Source organism: Chryseobacterium salivictor (assembly GCF_004359195.1).
Lineage (GTDB): Bacteria > Bacteroidota > Bacteroidia > Flavobacteriales > Weeksellaceae > Kaistella > Kaistella salivictor.
In genome coordinates, this window is the sequence record NZ_CP037954.1 from 823,911 (window position 1) to 842,343 (window position 18,433).

The window sequence follows — 18,433 nt, forward strand, 5'->3', positions numbered from 1 at the left end:
TTTACCGGCCTATTAATTTCTCGACAAAAATTTTCGCTTCTGTACTTGGATTTGATTTCAATTCAGAAGCATTTTTTTTATGCTCTTCGTAAAAGTTTTCTGTCGGTTTATCCGATTTTGTTTTTTGCAGAATATATTCCTGCACCCAGTAGTCAAAGCGTTTCTCCGCTTGTTTTTTTCGGGTCTCCTCAAAAGAATGATTTGAAATTTTCAAATCAATAAACTCCTGAATCTTTTCATAAACTTCTTCCAAACCTGTATTATTCAAAGCAGAACCGAGCAGAACCGGAACTTTCCAGTTTTTTTCTTTTGACGGCAAGAAATGGAGCGCGCGCATTAATTCTACTTTTGTATTTTTAGCTTTAAGACGGTTATCTTCCTCAACTTTATTAATGAAAATAAGATCGACCATTTCCATAATTCCACGTTTGATTCCCTGGAGTTCATCGCCACCGCCAATAATTTTTAAAAATAAAAAAACATCGGTAATATCAGAAACCAAAACTTCACTTTGTCCAACGCCTACAGTTTCAATTAAAATAAAATCATAACCTGCAGCTTCACAAATCAACATGCTTTCAAAAGTCGCATTGGCTACTCCACCCAAAAATCCCGAAGTGGGACTCGGCCGGATGAAGGCATTCCTTTCTCTGGCCAACTCTTCCATTCTGGTTTTGTCACCCAAAATAGATCCTTTGTTTAATGACGAACTCGGATCAATCGCTAAGACCGCTACTTTTTTCCCGTGTTGAATGGCCAACTTCCCAAAACTTTCAATGAAGGTCGATTTTCCCGCACCGGGAACTCCTGTAATTCCGATTCTGACTGATTTTCCAGTAAAAGGCAATATTTCTTTTAAAAGTTCCTCTGCTTGCGCGCGGTGTTCCTCTTTTTTACTTTCCACCAACGTGATTGCTTTTCCGAGCAATCGTTTGTCGCCGGACTGTATTCCTTTTATCAGGTCTTGGTTAGAAGGGGTTTTCATTGAGTCAAAAATACAATACTTTTACGAAATAAATTCTGTAATGCCCAAAAGAAGCAGCCGGGAACTATTTTAATTAAATGTGAATACCAATAAGAAAACATGCGTTGTAATAACGCATATCCGATTTCAGATAAAAGTTATCATTTATTGCCATTGCCTTAATTTTCTACGACTAAAACAAATCTAAGAAGAAATTTACTTATTTTTGAAATGAATTAATATTAAATTAATAAAATGAAAAACCAAAAACGAAGCAGAAACCAGACCGCTCAAAACTTATTAATCGCTGTATTTGGTGCGGCAGGATTAATGGCCTCCTGTAGTCCAAAATCCGCAGTTAAAGGAACAAAAGTGATGACCGCGGAATATCTCTCACAAGGCAAAGTTATTTTCGATAATTCTTGCGGAAAATGCCATGACTTGCCCAACCCAACAGATCATTCTGCCCAGAACTGGGTAGGAATTATGAATTCGATGGCTCCAAAAGCAAAGCTGAATGACAAACAACATCAAATGGTGTACGACTATATCGTATCTGTAAAATAGAAATAATTTTTGAATGATTAAACCTGAAATCAGCTGGACCGACTTTGAAAAAATTGATTTAAGAACTGGAACAATCGTTTCCGTTTTGGATTTTCCAGGTGCAAAAAATCCTGCCTATCAATTGGAAATCGATTTTGGCAATTTAGGAATTAAAAAATCTTCAGCTCAGATCACAGAATTATATACAAAAGAAGACCTCCTCGGAAAGCAAATTATCGCCGTGGTCAATTTTCCTAAAAAGCAAATTGCCAACTTTTTCAGCGAATGTTTGGTCCTGGGAGTTTATGGCGACAATAAAGAAGTGACGGTTCTCACCTCCACATTACCCGTGAAAAACGGTTTGCAAATTGGCTGAAAGCTTAAAAACTAAAATTATGATCCAAAACATCCCGTTAGAAAAAGTATTATTTCTGGATATTGAGACCGTTCCGCAATTTGGAAACTGGGAAGATTTAGATGAAACCAACCAATATCTTTGGGATAAAAAAACAAAATTCCAGCGGAAAGAAGAATTTACCGCAGAAGAATATTACCGCGAAAGGGGCGGAATTATGGCAGAATTCGGTAAAATAATCTGTATTTCTGTGGGGATCGTAGAAAAATCCGGCAAGCTGATGGTAAAGAGCTTTTACGGTGATGATGAAAAAAAATTACTGGAAGAATTCGGCGAAATTTTTAACAGACCAAAACTGCGCGACGTCATTCTCTGTGCGCACAACGGAAAAGAGTTTGACTTTCCATGGATTGCCAGAAGGTTTTTGATCAATGGAATGCAACCGCCGGTTCCCTTTCAGATGTTCGGGAAAAAACCGTGGGAAATCCCTCATCTCGACACCATGGAACTTTGGAAATTCGGCGACTATAAATCATTTATCTCACTGGAATTATTGGCGCATCTCTTCGGAATCCCAACACCGAAAGACGATATCGACGGTTCAATGGTAGCATCAATTTACCATATAGAGAAAGACTTATTTAGAATCGTTACATATTGTGAGAAAGATGTCTTAACTTTGGCAAATGTTTTTCGGCGCATGCGCCAGGAAGACCTTTTAGAAAAGAGTGAAAATTAAATGTTCCCAAAATAAATGAAATATACAGACGACAAAATTGCCGAAATCGGTGAAAATATTATTACAGCCCTAAAAACAGTTTACGATCCAGAAATCCCTGTCGACATTTATGAATTAGGATTAATTTATGATGTACAAATTTCTGATGAAGGTAAAGTAAAAGTAATTATGACTTTGACAACACCCAATTGCCCGGTGGCAGAAAGCTTACCTGCAGAGGTCAGAGAGCGCGTCACCGAAGTGGAAGATGTGACAGAAGTTGATTTGGAACTCACCTTTGAACCTTCCTGGAACAAAGACATGATGAGCGAAGAAGCCCGGTTCGAATTGGGAATGATTTAAAATAAATGCCGGAAATTTCCGGCATTCGTTATTTAAGGGTTTATCCTTCAAACTCAAACATCACTGTTTTCTGAACATTGGGATGTATGGATAGTGCTACAGGACAGTTCAGTGCTGTTTCTTCTATAAATTTCTTTTCTTTATCCGTAAACTTTCCAGGAATTCTCACGATACAGAAAATCGTCCCTATTCTCTTCGGTTCGGGATGGGTTGATTTTTTCAACTCACAGGTGGCTCCGGTGATGAAGATCCCTCTGGGCTCGCCCAAAACCGCCACCGCCATTAACATCGACTGGCCGTAAGATATTCCGAAAATATCAGAAGGGGAAAATAATTCTGAAGTACCGCCTTCTCTTAATGGAGCGCAGGTTTCAATGGTAGCACCCGATTTCTCATGTTGCGAAACTATTTTAAAGTCGCCCAAATAGGTAATTGTTGAAGTCATAATTTGTGTTATTTTGATATAAAGATAACAAAAGTTTTATCACAAACTATAATTTATAACCTGCTATTAATCAGATATTAAAAACAAATACTTTTTTATATATTCTGTCTTTTTCGAAATGACAAAATCCAGAAACAGACTATGCTGAGTAATTAAAACTGACTGTTTTTTTTACCTCAGAACTCAGTGACAATGCAACCGGACAGTTCATCGCAGTTTCTTTGATGAACTCCTTTTCACTATCCGAAAAGTTTCCTTTAAAATGCAGGTCACAAACAATTTCCGCAATTTTTCTCGGTTTTGGATTCATATTTTTTTGGATTTCTCCATAAGAACCGTCAATAATAATTCCCTTGTCTTTTCCCAAAATCGCAATCGTCGTCAGCATGCACTGCACTAGAGAAGTTGCACAAAGATCCGTAGGTGAAAAAGCTTCTCCTTTGCCGTGATTGTCGGTAGGAGCATCGGTGAAAATTTTCGATCCTGACTGCAGATGCTCGGATTCGCACCGCAAATCAGTAAGGTAAGTTACTTTTGAAGTTGCCATAAATTGCAGGTTTTAATGGTGATAAAAATTAAAAATGAAAAATATCTTTTGCTTTATTATAAGCACTTTCGAAATGGAGTAAATTTAATGAATGCTCGATTTTTTCTAAGGCCATAAAATTAATCACCTGCTCAGTGGGCATATTTCCGACCAGATCATCTTTAGCCATCGGACAGCCGCCGATTCCTTTAATTGCAGAATCGAATCTGCGGCAACCATTATCGTACGCAGCTTTTAATTTTTTGTAAGAATCTTCATGGCGGTTATGAAAATGCGCTCCAAAATCAATTTCAGGATATTTTGCCGGAATGGTTTTAAAAAGCAGTTCGATTTGTTCTAATGTACCTGTTCCGGTCGTATCGGAAAGTAAAATATTTTTAATACCAATATCATTAAATCTTTGCGCCCAATAATCAACATCAGCCGCTTTCCAGATTTCACCGTAAGGATTCCCGAAGGCCATCGAAAAATAAACGTTCAACACCCGGCCATCTGATTCTAAAAGTTCTGTGATTTTCTTAATATCTTTAAAGGCTTCTTCCTGATTCTTATTGGTATTTCGGTATTGAAAAGTTTCGGAAATAGAAAAAGGAAACCCTAAGATATCTACCGATGGATGTGCAAGCGCTTTCTCAGCCCCGCGATAGTTGGCAACAATTACGGAAAGTTTGGTATTCGAAACCCCTTTATCAATCTCATCGACCACGGTTCCGGAATCGGCCATCTGCGGAATTGCTTTCGGGGAAACAAAACTGCCGCAATCCAGCACATCAAACCCTACTTCCATTAACGAATTAATGTAATCAATCTTCTTTTGCGTCGGGATAAATTCACCCCAACCCTGCATTGCATCTCGTGGACATTCAGTTAGAAACATTTCTATTTTTTGATGTTCTCAAATATACCAAAACTTTAAAAAAGGTCTGATTAAAATTTAAATACTTTTAAAAAGTTGACTATCAGTAATTTAAATAAAATTCAATTACAGAAACAATAAAAATAATTACAACATATTTGCCTTAACCTTCGCCTAAAATTTTAACTTTGTTTAAAATATGCAATTATGATAACCATAGATTTTAACCTCGACTGGAAACTGAAATTACAAAACCGTTTTATTAATTATGTAAAAATATATTCAACCAGCGATCCCGAAAGTGAAGCAACGCCTTCAACGCCGCAACAGTGGGATATTGCCAAATATATTTTTGAAGAACTGAAAACCTTGGGTCTGAGTGATGTTTCCATGGATGAGCACGGCTATATTTACGCTTACGTGCCTTCAAATCTGGAAAACGACGATGAGCCGGTAGTCGGATTTATATCGCATTACGACACCTCTCCTGACTTTAACGGAGAAAATGTAAAACCACAAATTTGGGATGATTACGACGGTGGCGACCTGGTTTTGAATAATGAAACCGGATTTACCCTTTCTCCTTCAAAATTTGAAAGATTAAAAGATTACGTTGGCAAAACATTGATTACGACCGACGGGACAACTTTACTGGGCGCTGACGATAAAGCAGGTATTGCAGAAATCGTTACCGCGGCAGAATATTTATTGGCACACCCGGAAATTAAACACGGCCGAATCGCCATCGGATTTACCCCCGATGAAGAAATCGGAAGAGGTGCACATAAATTTGATGTGAAAAAATTCGGCGCAGAATGGGCGTACACCATGGACGGCAGCGAAGTTGGAGAACTGGAATATGAAAATTTCAATGCCGCCGGAGCCGTGGTGAAAATCCACGGTTTGAGTGTGCATCCCGGTTATGCCTTCGGGAAAATGGTAAATGCTTCTTTACTGGCAGCAGAATTCATTAAAATGCTTCCTGAAAACGAAACGCCTTCTACCACAAAAGGATTTGAAGGTTTTTATCATTTAACCGATTTAAAATCTGAAGTTTCAGAGGCAAAAATTCAGTATATCATTCGCGATCATGATCATGAGAAGTTTGAAGCAAGAAAAAAATTCATGACGGATGTGGTCGCAGAATTCAACAAAAAATTTGGAGCCGGAACTGCCGAAATTGAAATCAAAGAACAGTATCTCAATATGAAACAGCAGTTTGAGGGAAAAATGCATATTGTAGACATTGCAGAACAGGCCATGAAAGACGCCAACATCGAACCGAAAATAAAGGCCATCCGCGGCGGCACAGACGGCGCACAGCTTTCTTATATGGGATTGCCGTGTCCGAACATTTTTGCGGGCGGATTAAACTTTCACGGACCTTACGAATATGTTTGCCTGGAATCAATGGAAAAAGCGGTGAAGGTAATTGTGAACATTGCGAAAGCCATCAAGAAGAGATAAACCGGAACAATTCTTATTAAAGCCATCACTGTGATCAGTGGTGGCTTTTTTTTGTTCTTTTAGTTTTATGGGTACGAGCGTGACGCTCGCAGCAGCGGGGGCTTTGTTACTTTATTTATACTTCGTAATTATATATTTACCTCCATAATCATCAAATGAAATTAAATAATTATTTATAAACATTTTGTACAAGATTGTTTGATTTTGGTTTAAATCGATATCTTTTGGATAAAAATAAAAAGTTTCATTATTTATTTTTTTCAAATATTTTTTTTCTATTTGGTTGGCAGAAGTTTGTATTATATTATTATCCAAACTAAACATTATCACTTCATATTTTTGCACTTGGTTTGTTTTTAAACTAACTTCTTGTTTTAAGGCTTTATTTAAAAAATTATAAAATGTTTTGTAATTATTTTTATAATAACTGCTATAAATATCCTGTAACTCCAAAGCATTAATAGATATCATTTTGTTATTATCTAATTTCAAATATAATAAGTTTGTCGCCTTTTCTGCGATATAAGATATAACACTATCGTTGTTCCCATTATCAATGATTGATATTTCTCTAATTAACTTATCATTTATATGAATTTCTGATTTGGAACAAGAAATTAAAATAAATACTATCGATAAGAAAGCTGGTTTAAATTTAAATTTCACAGTCGATTTCATTTTTATTGTATTCTGTTGCTTTCAGGTAAACCAGTTTTTTTTCTTTCTTCCCTAATTTTTTGACCTGGTAAAATGTAGTTTGATGGATTAGGATTTACTTTGTCTCAATCATAAGTCGTCCGTTTCGGTATCCCTTCTATTTCTCTTGCTCGCTTTTCTGTTTGAACAGCTCTTTGTTCATTTGGATCTCTTGCTGTTTGTCTGTCAGAATATTTTCCATCGAATGCATTCTCTATCTCATAGTCATACTGATGCTGTTTTGGCAGATGGATTTTGAGAATTCTGATAATAGCCTGCCCTAAGACGGTTCGAGTCATCATATACGTAACCATATCTCCGTAAAATACCGTCATTAGCAGTTGCCCAATCAACTTCTGCAATATTGCCCCACCGCTGCCGCACGAATCCTTTAGTGTGGCTATCGCACAACTTTTAAAGACCAATCTCAACTGGTTTGATCTGCTGTTGCCAAAATTGATGTTTTTTGACATTTGAATTTCTTTTTCCTGCTTGTCCAAACATCCAGAGCAGCCATTGGCTACGCCGAATCACTTCGTTACTTTCCTGCTTTTTAAAAGCTTTCAACCATCCAATCACGCCGGATTTCTGGCTTCAAACTGTATCCCACACTGACAACACCTCCAGCCCAAAAGCATCTCCCCCGGTCAATAAACATCTTTTCCCATGAACCGTCGGATAAAATGAAACCCTAGCTACCGAAAACAAAATCCCGTTACCCGCTGCGCATTCTATGATAAAATCCAAATAAAAATCGTTAAAATTAAGATGCAAATTTGTAAGTGTTGATGTAAGGAGTTTCTCGACTTATTACTGCAAAAACTCTGCTGATTAGTTTGCATCTTATGTTATTTAAAACCAGCATGGAGTTTTTTCCTTCAAGCTTTTTCTTCTGGTAATATTCTTTTAATTGAGGGTCGTATTTAATTGCGGTCATTGCACACATTTGGAGCAAAGATTTCATTTTTTTATCTGCCATATGATTTACTTTGGTTCTGCCTTTTATGCTTGTTCCAGAACTATATTCAAAAGGAGCTATACCAGAATAGCAAGCAAATTTTCGCCAATTAGCAAACATCGTAAATCCTTTTGTTGCAATAATTAAATAGGTACTGGTTTTCTCTCCTAATCCAGGGATTGATTGAATGAGCCGATTTTGCTGATCCAATTGTTCATCAGCTTTAATGATTTCTTTAATTTTAATTTCTATTTTTTGAAGCGTTTTTTTTATCACGTTGATCAGAGATTTATTGATCCCTACTACTTCTGCAAACACCTTTTTATCAACAAAATTTTCATTTTCTTTGGTCGTTTCTAGAAGTAATAATGCTTTTAAAACTTTTTCTCTTTCGGTGAAAAGAATTTTTAATTTTTGAATATTAATATCAGATACATTGAAAATTTTCAACTTATCTAGATTCCTAAAGCTATAAAACGCAATATCTTTGGCGTCCGTTTTATCCGTTTTTCCTCTAGAAATTCCTTTGGATCGTTTAATTTCAATGGCGGGAACGACCCATAGATCAAATTTCAAATCTGTTGAAACATTAATTAAATGATTGGTATAAATACCTGTGTTTTCACAACAGAATAAGACTTCGCGAATGTCAATTTTTCGTTTAATAAGAGCTTTGATGAAAAGTTTGATGGACTTTGCATCGTTATCCAATACAAAATGTTCGGATTCAAGGGTTTGACTGTTCAATAGATTTACATCCAATTTCAATTTTGAAACATCAATCCCAATGTGGAAGCAATAATTTTTCATAACTTTGGATTTAGGATAAACAAAATGTTGAACTTCTTTAGAGCCTTTATTAGACCACAATGTCTATCATTCTATTTGAAGCTGTTCAACGGGATTCAAGGAGAAGGCAGAGGACTAATGCGCAGCATGGTTCTTAACCAGCAAAGTCTAAAGTTCACCTCTGCTTTCCTTTGAATAAATTTAAGATTTTTATTAGAATTCAAAGTAAAGGCAAAGTCTCCGACTTTGAGCCTCTTCGATCTCACTCCTCACCATTATTATATTTCCAAAACTCATTAGTTTCAGTGATGTTTATAATCGAAGAATCTGCCAATTTTATATTTTACAATCCTTTTCCGAAACATAGTTGCTTGCTTAAGAATAAATATAATGTGGTGCTTTTTCAACCAAACCTGCTTCAATGGGATTACGAGGGATATAATTCAGTTGATCCCATAGGAAAGATAGCGTATAAATTTCTTCTGCGTTATTTCTATATTTCAAAAACTGACAATTTTTATTTGTGCCGTGAGTTTCGGTTGATTTTCGAAAACTTTGAACCATCCAATCACGCCGGATTTCTGGCTTCAACTGTATCCCACACCGACAACACCTCCAGCCCAAAAACATCTCCTCCAGCCAATAAACCCCCGCTGCGCAAAGTCTCCGACTTTGAGCCTCTTCGATCTCACTCCTCACCATTACTATATTTCCAAAACTCATTAGTTTCAGTGATGTTTATAATCGAAGAATCTGCCATTGTTATATTCAGCAATACTTTTCCAGAAAAGCAGTTGCTTGCTACACAATAAATATACTGCGCTACTTTTTTAAACCAGCCTCCGCTCATGGGATTAAGAGAGGTATAATTCAGTTGATCCCATACAAAAGATAAGGTATAAATTTCTTCCGCGTGTTTTCAATATTTCAAAAATTGACAATTTTTATTCGTGCACTGACTTTCGGTTGCTTTTCGAAAACTTTCAACCATCCAATCACGCCGGATTTCTGGCTTCAACTGTATCCCACACCGACAACACCTCCATCCCAAAAGCATCTCCCCCGGTCAATAAACATCCTTTCCCATGAACCGTCGGATAAAATGAAACCCTAGCTACCGAAAACAAAATCCCGTTGCCTTCCGGTATTGTATCGAAAAGAATCTCAAAAGAATCTTCTTTGAAATCAGGGGCGATAATCATTGGGGCCGCAAATACCTGTTGGTAAGCAAGCGCCTCAAAATCAAAACGGATCAAACCGACACGTACTTCCATAGCGTCTGCTTCCTCAGGAAATCCGGTTTCATCCGCTCTAAAGTCATGCACTTTTAAACTCCGGCTTTCCCAGTCAAATATATAGGGACACGGTAAAATAGCAGGCCGCTGAGGGGTGAAAATAAAATCCTCTAAAAGCTGTTTCCCCGATGTTGAAGAAATCCCATGAAAAACCGACCGCTTTCCTTTTTCTGAACTGTGATCACAATCTCTGATTGTTAAAAACAACTTCATAAGCCTCTGGTGTAATTTGCCGTCTTTATGACCGGCAAGAAAAGGTGCTATGGATTTTTTGAATTCCTTATTCACCTTAGAACAGGCCGTAAACTCGCTGCAGGTTTCACGTACCCTCGCCATATTTTTACCGTTCCTGATCGCATCACCGTTAAAACCGCCACCCGACATACGCGCCAGTGGTTCTCCGTCCTGCACATAAAAGTTCACCTCTCCTATCGTGCCTTTAAGTAAAATACCCCCGATCTGCTTTGCCATTGTAATTTATATTTAACATTGTTATAGTGATCGCTTCCTCTGGTCATCTCCATAGCAACCCGCAGTGTATGCTGACTGTATGCTGACTGTATGCTGACCTGACTCCTCATATAAACCTTACAATAAGCAGACAATTCTCTATCATCCGAACCCTGTTGAGGTTCCCTGAACATTTAATCCAAATCATTCACATGAAGAATAAAACCGCTTATATATCCAGACTAAATTAGTAAATTATTTTCAATTACACAGCAAATCAAACACTTATAAAGCCAAACACATGACAAAGTCACAAACAATACAAAAATATAATAACTTCTGTATTTAAAACGATATCTTACTTCCACAGCATTACCAACTTCGTGTAGCATTACTGTTTAAAGAAATCTACTTTGGCTAACAGCCTGTTTAAATTTCATCAAAATTTCCCCTACCCTTACTTCGGCTTCGCTCAGCATAAAAAAGGGAGTAATTTTGATGAAATTTTCAGAGAATTTTTCCACCTTTTAGGGTTGGGAAAAAGAAAAATTCTTTGAAAGTTTCATTTTTGAATAATTTTTAAACAGGCGCCAATTGTAAAGTCTTTACGCCGTAAAAAGCAAGAAAAAAGCCCGTTGGTAGATGAAATCTTGGCCTCGTCCACGACAGGATTAAAAATATTCATGATCCTTAAAACGGATATGCATAAAATGAATTCGACCTTTTACATCAATTAATTCTGGGATCTATCGTACAATACAATGGTTTGACTTTACATTTACCCAAAAACAGGCGCTCATTCCGAAAGCCATTCGTTTACAGAAAATAACACAAAAAAAATCCTGACAATTAAATATTATCAGGATTATTACTATTGATTAAAACCATTAGAACTTTAGAAAGGGTATTCGTAAATTTTAGATTCGTGTAAGAAAGGGTTTCCTTCCGGAATTAATTTCAGTTTAGCCAAGGTGGTCATTACAACAAAGATGAAAGATCCTAAACCAAACAATACAGCCCCAAGATTGGTTAATAAACCGGTGATGTTTTGCCAGAAAGGTCCAACTGTTCCGGGCATTACCATATTATAATACACCAACCAGTGTCCGGTAATAACTATTACTGCCATCGTGGTCATCACGGTGTAATTTCTCTTGATGCTTGAACTTACCATTACCGCTAAAGGAACTGCAAAATTGAATAATAAGATGGACCAGAACGCCCATGAATAATATTCAAATCTACCGTAGAAATAATTTACTTCTTCAGGAATATTGGCGTACCAATACAACATAAACTGCGCAAACCAGGTATAAGTCCATAACATTGTAGATGCAAAAAGGAAAACTCCTAAATCGTGCAGGTGGTTATCATTGAACTGAGGCAAAAATCCTGCTTTCTTCAGATAAACACTGATCACCATAATTACAGCAATCGACGTTGCCAATGCACTTACCATCGCATACCAGATATACATTGTAGAATACCAGTGCGGGTCAATAGACATCAGCCAGTCCCACGCCCAGGCTGCTGAAGCGAACCCGAAGAATGCAATGTAGCCAACGCTCCAGCTGTAGTAGCTTGCATATACTTTTCTGCTTTTTGTTTCATCTACTTTTTTAGAAAGAGACTTCAGTTTCCAGGCAAAGAATGATGCTCCCAACACATAGATCAGCGTTCTTACAACATAAAAAGGAATATTTAAAAAGGTCTTCTTTTCAAAAAGAATCGGATCAAAATTAACGCTTTTCGGATCGGTCAACTCAGGATCCATCCAATGGAAAAGATGTCCGATATGACTGACGTTCAACAGCATTATAATAATAATAACTGCACCTGCCCAAGGGATAAATGATGCTACCGCTTCCATCACTCTAAGGATAATAATGGACCATCCTGCGTGCGATGCGTTTTGAATACTGTAGAAAAATAATGCACAGCAACTTAAAGCAAAAAGAAAAACTGCAACCGTATGAACTGCTGCCAAAGGCTGATTTTTAAACTGCATTGTTGCATGCTCCAAATGGGCTGCGTGATCTTGTGGCCCCAACAGTTCGCTGGAATTGGAAGGAGTATTATTTCCGCCGGCGTGAACTGCCTCCATCATATGTTCAATCTGGGCATCATCAACTCCATGGTTCATAAAGTAACCTGCTCCAAAAAGAACTGCTCCCAGGAGAATGAATACGATTGAATATAATCTTAATTTAGGTGAAAAACTATACATTTTTTTTACTCTTTTTTATTTTTTAGGACTCGTACTAGATTCTGCTGTTTTCGCCATTGGGGTAGCATTTGCAACCGCTGGGGTTGGAGCAGCAGTAAGCCCTCCTTTAAATTCATTCATAATATACAAAGCGACTCTCCATTGATCACCAGGTTTTAATTGTCCCGCATAAGATCCCATTGAGTTTCTGCCGTGGGTCAAAACATAATGAACTGAACCAATGGTAATTTCGCGGTCTGCATATTTAGGAACTCCTGAATAAGCACCGCTTTGCACGATCGATCCCTGTCCGTCACCGCCGGTTCCGTGACAAGCCGAACAGGTCTTGTTGAAAAGGTCTTTCCCCCTTTCCAAATCTTTTGCCTGATTTGCAGGATCTAGTGGAGAAGCTGTTATTAATTTAGAAGCATCATATCCTTCATTATATTCAAGCACAGTCATTGCAGTATTTGCGGCTGCATCTGTAAGTCCTTCTGGATTTTGTGCTACTGTTCCGTCTACGGGTCCTAAGCCCGTTCCGCCTCCTTGTTTAACAAATGCCGGAATTTCGTTCTCATGGTCAGAATAGGCAATGTCAGCTTTCATCAGGGGGTCATAAGCAACCGGAAAATACATGTCGGGGAAATAGACCAAAGGTGGATTTCCCTTGCTGCAAGAACTTAAAGCAATTGCGGCACATCCTAAGATAGCTGTAATTTTAAATATATTCTTTGTCATTTTAAGCATCTTTTACAGTTATTTCTTCAACTCCGGTATCAATCAGAATTTGTTTTACTGCATCTACATTATCGGTAACAAATTCCATCATAAATTTATCATCGGTTGTTCTCGGATCAGGATTCTGAGGAGGACAGCCGGGATACATTTTATTTCTCGCCAGGAAAGTAAGGGACATCATGTGCGCCGCACAGAATACCATTAACTCAAACATCGGTACAACAAATGCCGGCATATTGGTTCCCCATTTAAAAGCGGGTTTACCACCGATATTCATCGGCCAGTCATGATTCATGGTATACCAGGTAACGAGAATCCCAATCGTTAGACCATATACTGCATAAATAAAAGCAGCATCAGAAATTCTTGTTTTTCTAAGACCTAAAGCTTTGTCAAGACCATGTACAGGAAACGGCGTGTAAACTTCGTTTATTGCAATTCCTTTATCATTGAACGCTTTTACGCCATCTAACAAATCATCGTCATCGGCATAAATACCGTATATTATTTTAGTGGTGCTCATCTTCTTCTTCTTTTGCTTTATAGGTTTCACCTGATATTTTCAAGATCGTCTTCAGTTCAGCCTGCGCAATGACAGGGAAGGTTCTTGCGTATAATAAGAACAGTACTCCGAAGAAACCAATTGTTCCTAAATAAACCCCTACATCAATGATGCTCGGTTTAAACATCGTCCAGGAACTTGGCAGGTAATCTCTCGCGATGTTGATAACGATAATATCAAATCGTTCAAACCACATTCCGATATTAATAATTAATGCAATGATAAAAGTTGCCATAATATTGGTTCTCACTTTTTTGAACCAGAATAATGCCGGTACGACCAGATTACAAATAATCAACGCCCAGAATGCCCACCAGTACGGACCGGTTGCAGCTCCCGGAGATAGATACGTAAAGTCTTCATATCTTGAACCGGAGTACCATGCGATGAAATATTCAGTTGCATAAGCTACCGTTACCATACCTCCTGTTACGATAATTACAATGTTCATAATTTCGATATGGTACATGGTAATATAATCTTCTAGGTGAGCCACTTTTCTTGCGACCAATAAGAGCGTCTGCACCATTGCAAATCCTGAGAAAATTGCTCCTGCAACGAAGTACGGCGGATAAATAGTGGAGTGCCATCCTTTAATTACCGAAGTAGCAAAGTCAAAAGATACCGTGGTGTGTACCGAGAATACTAGTGGTGTTGCCAAACCTGCCAAAACCAAAGATAATTCTTCAAATCGCTGCCAGTGTTTTGCTTTTCCACCCCAACCGAATGAAAGGAAGGTATAGATTCTTTTGGTCCAGGGTGTTTTTGCACGGTCTCTGATCATCGCAAAATCCGGAATCAATCCCATGAACCAGAATACACTGGATACTGAGAAATACGTAGAAATTGCAAATACGTCCCAAAGAAGCGGCGAGTTAAAGTTGGTCCAAAGTGAACCGAACTGGTTCGGTAAAGGGAATACCCAATATCCTACCCAAACTCTACCCATGTGAATGACCGGGAAGATAGCCGCCTGAACCACCGCGAAAATAGTCATCGCCTCCGCAGAACGGTTAACAGACATTCTCCATCTTTGTCTAAATAATAAGAGTACCGCAGAAATAAGAGTACCGGCATGACCGATCCCTACCCACCAAACGAAATTGGTGATATCCCAACCCCAGTTGTTAGTTCTGTTAAGACCCCAGGCACCAATACCGGTACCGATGGTGTACGCGATACAGCCGAATCCATAGATGAATAGAGCAAGTGCGATCCAGAAAGAAACCCACCATAGTTTTCCTGCTCTTTCTTCTATAGGTCGCGCGATATCGTTTGAGATATCATGATAAGTCTTGTGACCAATTATTAAAGGTTCCCTTATCGGAGCTTCGTAATGTCCTGACATTTTTTACCTATTTATTATTTAAACAATATTTTCTTTTCTATTTCTCACTTTGGTATGGTAGAATACGTTTGGTTTTGTACCAATTTCCTCCAGCAAAGTATATCTTCTGTTGGTGCCGAAAAGCGCTCTTACTTCAGAACTCTTATCATTCATATCACCAAATTTCATTGCCCCTGTAGAACATGCATCCACACAAGCGGTAGAGAATTCCCCATCTCTGATGACTCTTCCTTCTTTCTTAGCTTCCAGAATAACATTCTGTGTCATTTGAATACACATCGAACATTTTTCCATAACCCCTCTCGTTCTTGTTACAACATCAGGATTCAAGACCATTCTGCCAAGATCATTATTTTGGTTAAAGTCGAATTTATCGTTAAGGTTATAAGTAAACCAGTTGAATCTTCTTACTTTATAAGGACAGTTGTTGGCACAATACCTGGTACCGATACATCTGTTATAAGCCATTTGATTCTGCCCCTGCTTACCGTGGGAAGTTGCTGCCACAGGACATACCGTTTCACATGGAGCATGGTTACAGTGCTGACACATTACCGGCTGGAAAATCACATCTGGATTCGTCGCAGGATGGTTTAATATTCCACTTTCTTTATCCAGGAAATGACCATACATTCCAGGTACATTTAGATCTGCCGTAACAGCTTCTTCCTGAGAAAGTTTACCGTCTTTATTTAAATCAATATGAGCGGGAATATCTGTAGTATAATACCGGTCAATTCTTAACCAGAACATATCTCTCGACATTCTTACTTCATCTTTACCAACGACAGGTACGTTATTTTCTGCCTGACAGGCGATAATACATGCACCACAACCCGTACAAGAGTTTAAGTCGACTGATAAGTTAAAGTGAGGCCCATCGGTATCATCAAATGCATCCCAAAGGTCAATTTTTCCTGCAGCCGTAGCTTCTCCTCCGATTGTATGATATTCCAACGGTTTGTTCCATCCTAGTTTTTCGTCATCAAATTTTACGTTTAAGAAAGTATCCAAAAGAACTTCTCTCGCGATTTCATAACGACCCATCAGGGTATTTTGCAACTGCATTCCTGCAAATTCGTGCTCTTTGCCAGTGTTCTCAATTTTAACATCTGATAAAATTAAGTTTGAACCGTCAAAAATAGGATAAGCATTCACACCGGTTTCGGCAACTTTTCCTGAATTCTTTTTACCGTATCCTAATGCCAGTCCTACTGCTCCATCAGCCTGACCTGGTTGGATATATACAGGAACATCTTTAATACTAACACCGTTCACCGTAAGGTTAACTACCGAACCATCCAACTGCATTCTTCCGTTCAGATCATTTTTGATTCCTAATCTTGCAGCGTCTTTTGGCGAAATGGTTAAATAATTATCCCAGGTCATTCGGGTAATCGGGTCTGGCAATTCCTGTAACCATGGATTATTCGCCTGAGTTCCGTCTCCTATGGCTGTTTTGGTGTACAATACCAATTCCAGATCAGAGGCTTTGAAACCTGTCAATTCAGAAATGGCCTTTGCAGCATCTCCGCCGGCATATGAAAGCGTAGTCGTATTGCCGCCATCGACAACTCCGCTATAAAGCGCTTTATTGAAAGGAGTACCACCAATTAAAGTAGCAGCATTTGCTTTCAGATAATCATAATAATTATTGTTCGGGCTGTCTTTTCCATTCATCCAAACCAACAGCGATTCTTCAATCTGTCTTGATTTAAATATCTTTTGAATGGTCGGCTGCATCAAAGTATAAACACCAGTTTGCGGCGCCATATCTCCCCAGCTTTCTAACCAGTTCGCCACCGGAATAACAGCTTTCGCTGCCTTATACATTTCGTTTTTCTTATCTGCTACTGCGATAACATAAGGTACTTTTTCCAGAGATTTTCTGAATTCTTCACCTTTATTATTAGAATAAATCGGGTTGACATTATTGGCGATCAATACACCGACCTGTCCCGAATTCATCCATCCTAAAAACTCCTGATATCTTGCACCGTCAAACTCTTTTAAGAAGTTCGCTTTTCCGGTGAAAGCATTGGAGGCTAATTTCTGATTAATTAAATTGGCTAAAACATGAGCTGCTTTAGAACCGTCAGCGAAAACAACAGCGTTGCTTCCTTTTGCCTGTAATTCTTTTACAATCTCGCCTGCTTCTTTGCTTACGCTTCCTCCGTTAAGTCCGTTATAAACTTCTACTAAAACTTTATTTACAGCACTAGGCTTAAGTCTAACTCTTGTATCAGCATTGGCTCCGGTCAAAGTCATGTTGGATTCTACCTGAATGTGTCTCAACATATCCGGACCTGGTTTTCTTGCTGCGGCGTAAGAAGTTTCTAAAGAACCTCCGTTAAATTCCCCTAAGAAATCAGCCTGGAAAGAAACCACCAATTGGGTTTTCGATAAATCATATACCGGCAAAGATCTCTGCCCGAATACTTCCTGCGCTGCATCTAAAGCCGCACTGTGTGGAATCGCGTCGTACGTTACGAGTTCTGCTGTTGGATATTTTGCTTTGAAATCACCAAATAACTTTTTGAAAGTCGGTGAAGGGAATGAATGCGATAAAACAACGATTTTCTTTCCTCCAGCTTGCGCCTCAGTTAAACCTTTTAAAACAAAACCGTCTACTTTATCGAAAGTTTCATCTTGCCCGTCTAGTTTTGGCTGTTTAACTTTATCGTTATCATATAATGAAAGAACTGCAGCCTGAGCTCTTGCACTTGTTTTACCTAAATCTTTTGCAGACGGATTCGGTTCAATTTTAATTGGCCGGCCTTCTCTGGTTTTAACTAAAACACTTGCAAAATCGAAACCGTCGAAATAAGTGGAGGCATAATAGTTAGGAACCCCCGGAATAATTTCGTGTGGCTTTACCACATAAGGAATTGTTTTGATTACCGGCGCTTCACAAGCTGCTAATGTTACCGCCGCCGTAGAAAATCCTAAAAGTTTTAAGAAATCCCGTCTTGAAGGTCCTGATTCAGTTGATTGATTTCCGTCCGGCTTTTCACCCACCGGAATTTCAGTCTGAAATTCTTTTCGAGCCAACTTACCGTTTAAGCTCGGGTCCTTCAGTTCTTGAATACTTCTGAATTGTATTTTATTTGAAGCCATTGATACTTCTAAT

18 protein-coding genes are annotated in these 18,433 nt (G+C 38.4%); 5 read left to right on the forward strand and 13 right to left on the reverse strand.

Annotation, left to right across the window (positions count from 1 at the left end; translation table 11 throughout):
• Window position 1: 1 nt before the first annotated feature.
• The gene (gene meaB, locus NBC122_RS03780; RefSeq protein ID WP_133439101.1) at window positions 2-985 is read right to left on the reverse strand and encodes a methylmalonyl Co-A mutase-associated GTPase MeaB; all 984 of its coding nucleotides are present in this window, start codon (window positions 983-985) and stop codon (window positions 2-4) included.
• A 234-nt stretch (window positions 986-1,219) separates the two neighbouring features.
• Here meaB and NBC122_RS03785 point away from each other — a divergent pair, with 234 nt between their 5' ends.
• Genes NBC122_RS03785 through NBC122_RS03800 form a run of 4 tightly spaced genes read left to right on the forward strand, consistent with a single transcriptional unit; the run spans window position 1,220 to window position 2,946 of the window.
• Window positions 1,220-1,531 carry a cytochrome c family protein gene (locus NBC122_RS03785; RefSeq protein WP_133439102.1) on the forward strand — a complete coding sequence of 104 codons (312 nt, stop codon included), beginning with the start codon at window positions 1,220-1,222 and terminating at the stop codon, window positions 1,529-1,531.
• Window positions 1,532-1,544: 13 nt separating this feature from the next.
• Window positions 1,545-1,886 (forward strand): tRNA-binding protein, encoded by a 342-nt coding sequence (locus NBC122_RS03790; RefSeq protein WP_133439103.1) that lies wholly within the window; start codon window positions 1,545-1,547, stop codon window positions 1,884-1,886.
• A 19-nt stretch (window positions 1,887-1,905) separates the two neighbouring features.
• Window positions 1,906-2,604: a 3'-5' exonuclease gene (locus tag NBC122_RS03795; protein WP_133439104.1), complete on the forward strand. Its 699-nt coding sequence runs from the start codon at window positions 1,906-1,908 to the stop codon at window positions 2,602-2,604.
• A gap of 15 nt (window positions 2,605-2,619) precedes the next feature.
• A complete protein-coding gene (locus NBC122_RS03800; RefSeq protein ID WP_133439105.1) occupies window positions 2,620-2,946 on the forward strand; it encodes an SUF system Fe-S cluster assembly protein in 327 nt (108 codons plus the stop codon).
• Between the two features lie 40 nt (window positions 2,947-2,986).
• On the opposite strand, the gene NBC122_RS03805 is transcribed toward NBC122_RS03800, so the two are convergent.
• The 3 genes from NBC122_RS03805 to NBC122_RS03815 form a co-directional block, all read right to left on the reverse strand.
• Window positions 2,987-3,391, reverse strand: a complete 405-nt coding sequence (locus tag NBC122_RS03805; protein ID WP_133439106.1) for an OsmC family protein — start codon at window positions 3,389-3,391, stop codon at window positions 2,987-2,989.
• 139 nt (window positions 3,392-3,530) lie between these two features.
• Window positions 3,531-3,938: an OsmC family protein gene (locus NBC122_RS03810; protein ID WP_133439107.1), complete on the reverse strand. Its 408-nt coding sequence runs from the start codon at window positions 3,936-3,938 to the stop codon at window positions 3,531-3,533.
• A gap of 28 nt (window positions 3,939-3,966) precedes the next feature.
• On the reverse strand, window positions 3,967-4,815 hold the full coding sequence (locus tag NBC122_RS03815; RefSeq protein ID WP_133439108.1) for a hydroxymethylglutaryl-CoA lyase: 849 nt from the start codon (window positions 4,813-4,815) through the stop codon (window positions 3,967-3,969).
• 186 nt (window positions 4,816-5,001) lie between these two features.
• On the opposite strand from NBC122_RS03815, the gene pepT reads away from it, so the two are divergent.
• The gene (gene pepT, locus NBC122_RS03820) at window positions 5,002-6,261 is read left to right on the forward strand and encodes a peptidase T (RefSeq protein ID WP_133439109.1); all 1,260 of its coding nucleotides are present in this window, start codon (window positions 5,002-5,004) and stop codon (window positions 6,259-6,261) included.
• Between the two features lie 111 nt (window positions 6,262-6,372).
• On the opposite strand, the gene NBC122_RS03825 is transcribed toward pepT, so the two are convergent.
• From NBC122_RS03825 to NBC122_RS03870, 9 genes are all read right to left on the reverse strand, one after another.
• Entirely contained in the window at window positions 6,373-6,939 is a 567-nt protein-coding gene (locus NBC122_RS03825) for a hypothetical protein (protein WP_133439110.1), read from the reverse strand.
• A gap of 104 nt (window positions 6,940-7,043) precedes the next feature.
• Window positions 7,044-7,430, reverse strand: a complete 387-nt coding sequence (locus NBC122_RS14320; protein WP_165983192.1) for a hypothetical protein — start codon at window positions 7,428-7,430, stop codon at window positions 7,044-7,046.
• 290 nt (window positions 7,431-7,720) lie between these two features.
• Window positions 7,721-8,785, reverse strand: a complete 1,065-nt coding sequence (locus tag NBC122_RS03840; RefSeq protein WP_133439112.1) for a transposase — start codon at window positions 8,783-8,785, stop codon at window positions 7,721-7,723.
• A 914-nt stretch (window positions 8,786-9,699) separates the two neighbouring features.
• Complete coding sequence (locus NBC122_RS03845; protein ID WP_133439113.1) at window positions 9,700-10,470, reverse strand: hypothetical protein; 771 nt, start codon at window positions 10,468-10,470, stop codon at window positions 9,700-9,702.
• An 874-nt stretch (window positions 10,471-11,344) separates the two neighbouring features.
• On the reverse strand, window positions 11,345-12,676 hold the full coding sequence (locus tag NBC122_RS03850) for a quinol:cytochrome C oxidoreductase (protein ID WP_133439114.1): 1,332 nt from the start codon (window positions 12,674-12,676) through the stop codon (window positions 11,345-11,347).
• A 15-nt stretch (window positions 12,677-12,691) separates the two neighbouring features.
• A complete protein-coding gene (locus NBC122_RS03855) occupies window positions 12,692-13,402 on the reverse strand; it encodes a c-type cytochrome (RefSeq protein ID WP_133439115.1) in 711 nt (236 codons plus the stop codon).
• The gene (locus tag NBC122_RS03860) at window positions 13,395-13,916 is read right to left on the reverse strand and encodes a DUF3341 domain-containing protein (protein WP_133439116.1); all 522 of its coding nucleotides are present in this window, start codon (window positions 13,914-13,916) and stop codon (window positions 13,395-13,397) included. The genes NBC122_RS03855 and NBC122_RS03860 overlap by 8 nt, the downstream gene beginning before the upstream one ends.
• A complete protein-coding gene (gene nrfD, locus NBC122_RS03865) occupies window positions 13,903-15,303 on the reverse strand; it encodes an NrfD/PsrC family molybdoenzyme membrane anchor subunit (protein ID WP_133439117.1) in 1,401 nt (466 codons plus the stop codon). Before nrfD ends, NBC122_RS03860 begins: the two co-directional genes overlap by 14 nt.
• An 18-nt stretch (window positions 15,304-15,321) precedes the next feature.
• Complete coding sequence (locus NBC122_RS03870) at window positions 15,322-18,420, reverse strand: TAT-variant-translocated molybdopterin oxidoreductase (RefSeq protein WP_133439118.1); 3,099 nt, start codon at window positions 18,418-18,420, stop codon at window positions 15,322-15,324.
• Window positions 18,421-18,433: the final 13 nt, after the last annotated feature.